This window comes from Nitrococcus sp. (assembly GCF_059432795.1).
Window position 1 is genome coordinate 1 of record NZ_JBXWZQ010000145.1, and the last position, 2,545, is coordinate 2,545.

4 protein-coding genes and 1 pseudogene are annotated in these 2,545 nt (G+C 63.6%); 4 read left to right on the plus strand and 1 reads right to left on the minus strand.

From position 1 onward, the window contains the following. A pseudogene (locus AC52Q4_RS10630) lies at positions 1–110 on the plus strand (IS5/IS1182 family transposase); the annotation flags it as partial. A 207-nt stretch (positions 111–317) separates the two neighbouring features. On the opposite strand, the gene ygfZ reads toward AC52Q4_RS10630, so the two are convergent. After that, positions 318–1,340 carry a CAF17-like 4Fe-4S cluster assembly/insertion protein YgfZ gene (gene ygfZ, locus AC52Q4_RS10635; RefSeq protein ID WP_495536773.1) on the minus strand — a complete coding sequence of 341 codons (1,023 nt, stop codon included), beginning with the start codon at positions 1,338–1,340 and terminating at the stop codon, positions 318–320. A 162-nt stretch (positions 1,341–1,502) separates the two neighbouring features. On the opposite strand from ygfZ, the gene sdhC reads away from it, so the two are divergent. The 3 genes from sdhC to AC52Q4_RS10650 form a co-directional block, all read left to right on the plus strand. Beyond that, positions 1,503–1,886 (plus strand): succinate dehydrogenase, cytochrome b556 subunit, encoded by a 384-nt coding sequence (sdhC, locus tag AC52Q4_RS10640; protein WP_495536774.1) that lies wholly within the window; start codon positions 1,503–1,505, stop codon positions 1,884–1,886. A 23-nt stretch (positions 1,887–1,909) separates the two neighbouring features. Beyond that, a complete protein-coding gene (gene sdhD / locus AC52Q4_RS10645; protein ID WP_495536775.1) occupies positions 1,910–2,290 on the plus strand; it encodes a succinate dehydrogenase, hydrophobic membrane anchor protein in 381 nt (126 codons plus the stop codon). A 4-nt stretch (positions 2,291–2,294) separates the two neighbouring features. Beyond that, positions 2,295–2,545 (plus strand): FAD-binding protein (locus tag AC52Q4_RS10650; protein ID WP_495536776.1); only part of this gene is annotated, 251 nt, incomplete at its 3' end.

Here is a 2,545-nt window from a genome sequence, read left to right on the forward strand (position 1 = left end):
TCTTTAACCGGCTCAAGCAATTCCGCCGGATAGCGACCCGCTATGAAAAACTCGCCGCACATTTTGCTGCCATGGTCAGGTGTGCGTGCATTGTGCTCTGGCTCGCTTAAATGTGAACACGACCTAGCACTTCCGGGCGCTCCGCCAGGGGCGGGTCGCCTGCGAGGTTTGATTACACGCCCTTGGTCTGAGTCTGGCGAATACGGCCCGACTGGCTCAAGAAGAGACGGATGGACCTCTAGCTATAGGCCAGCCGGGCATTCTCCATAAATGCGTTTGGGCGCTCAAAGCTGCTCAAGGGGCGGCACGACGTAAGCTCAAGTCTTGAAACCGTAAGGCAGCTCGAGCGTCCGCAACGGCGTATCGTTCAGCAGCAAGCCGTCCTGCTCGGCCAACTCGGTGCGCAGCACGGCGAGCAGCTCGCAGCTTTCAGGTGTCGCCCGCGCGGCGGTGACGACCGTTCCGGCCTCCTTGTCGCCCGTGCCGGCGCGCACCGTATCACCCGGGGCCGGCGGTGTTCCGGTTGGCAGTTGCAGGCGATACATCCTTCGCTTGAGTTTGCCCAGGTAGTGCATGCGCGCGATCACTTCCTGCCCCGGATAGCAGCCCTTTTCATAGCTGATTCCTTGCAGGGGTTCGAGGTTGAGCATCTGCGGGACGAAGGCCTCCTGCGTGGCCGGCGTGACGGTCGGGATGCCGGCGCGAATCTCGAGAAGCTGCCACGCCTCGTTGGGGACAACGGCAAGATCCTCGGCGAGGCTTTCCCAAAGCTCGGCGAGTGCCTCGGCTGGAGCGGCGAGGGCGAAGCGATCGGGCGCGCTGCTCAAGCGCATGAGCCGGCTCTCGGCGCCGTGGTGCCCGCGGCCGCGGCTTTCCGGCGCGCCGCCCGTGATCTTTTGCAACGGCGCGGTTGCCGCGGCGCCGGCGAGCCCGATCACGCCGATGGTCTCGGAGGCGTCCTCCAGGGTGACCTTGGAGCGCAGCACGAACATGCGCAAACGCCTGATGAGCGAGTCGATGAGCGCCTTGTGCGTCATCAGGAGGAAGCCGTCGTCGGTGCGCAGCACCCGCAGCAACGCGAGTGCGCGGCCCTTGGCGTTGCAGTAGGCCGCAAACCGGGAATCCGCGGCCTCCATGCCCTGGATGTCATTGCTGAGCTGGCTGTGGAGAAACGCGGCCGCGTCGCCGCCGCGGGCGTGGATCACCCCCCAGTCGCGCAGTGCGCTCATGCAGCCACCGGAGTCGTCGAGCGAGTGCTCGGCCGTGGCGGTCGGCAAATCGGCTTCGTTCGTTCCCGATCCGGCGGCCTCCGGGTCGAGGAAATACCAGAGTCTCGACATAATGCTTGTATCCGATTCGATCACTCAAATGTCCCGCCTATGGTATTACTCAAGAAACCCAGGCGCACGCGCCGTGCTCGCTGCCCAAGTGTTGCAAGCCGGATGGCCAGCCGATAATGTTGTTGCCATTGTGCTTCCCGCCATAAGCGGAGCGATTAATAGATGGATAGGGATGATCGACCGCTTTCCCCGCATCTTCAAATCTATCGCTTACCATTCACTGCCATTTCCTCGATTACTCATCGCATTACCGGCGCGTTGCTCGCGCTTGGCACGGTGGGAGTGACCGCGTGGCTGGTTGCGGCCGCCGCCGGCCCGCAGGCGTATGCCGACGTTCGCGGCTTCTTCGGCAGCGGGATCGTGCAGCTGTTCCTGTTTCTGTGGACGTACGCGCTTTTCTATCACCTGTGCAACGGTATTCGGCACCTCGGGTGGGCGATTGACTATGGATTCGAGCTGGAGCGGGCACGCCGCTCGGCGGTGGCCGTGTTCGTGGCGGCCGGCGTTTTGACCGTGATCACCTGGCTGATTGCGCTCAGCCTATAAAAGTTGTCATCGAGGAGCGCTCCATGAGCCTACGCACGCCGCTCAAGCAGGCCTTGGGATTGGGAGCGTCGCATTCGGGCACCGCGCGCTGGTGGGCGCAGCGGGTGACTTCGATAGCGCTCGCTCCGCTGCTTGTCTGGTTCCTCATCGGCGTCGTACGTCATGCCGGCGCCGAATATGCCAGTGTTCATGCCTGGCTCGGTTCGCCGGTGACTGCCCTTTTGATGGTGCTGATGCTCGCCACCGCTTTCTATCATGGCGCGCTCGGCATTCACGTCATCTTGGAAGACTACGTCAGCCACGAAACGGCCCGGCTGGTGCTGGCGATGCTGGTCAATTTCGCCGCCGTGGTGCTGGCCGCGGCGGGTGTGTTTGCCGTGCTCTTGGTTGCGTTGGGAGACTGAATGCATGGTGGGCGATTACGCGATCACCGATCATACCTACGATGTCGTTGTGGTGGGTGCCGGCGGGGCGGGGCTACGCGCCACGCTCGGCATGGCCGAGAAGGGCCTGAGGACCGCCTGCGTCACGAAGCTGTTCCCGACGCGCAGCCATACCGTATCGGCGCAGGGCGGGATCAGCGCGGCACTGGGCAACATGGGCGAGGACGACTGGCGCTGGCATGCCTATGACACGATCAAGGGGTCCGACTGGCTCGG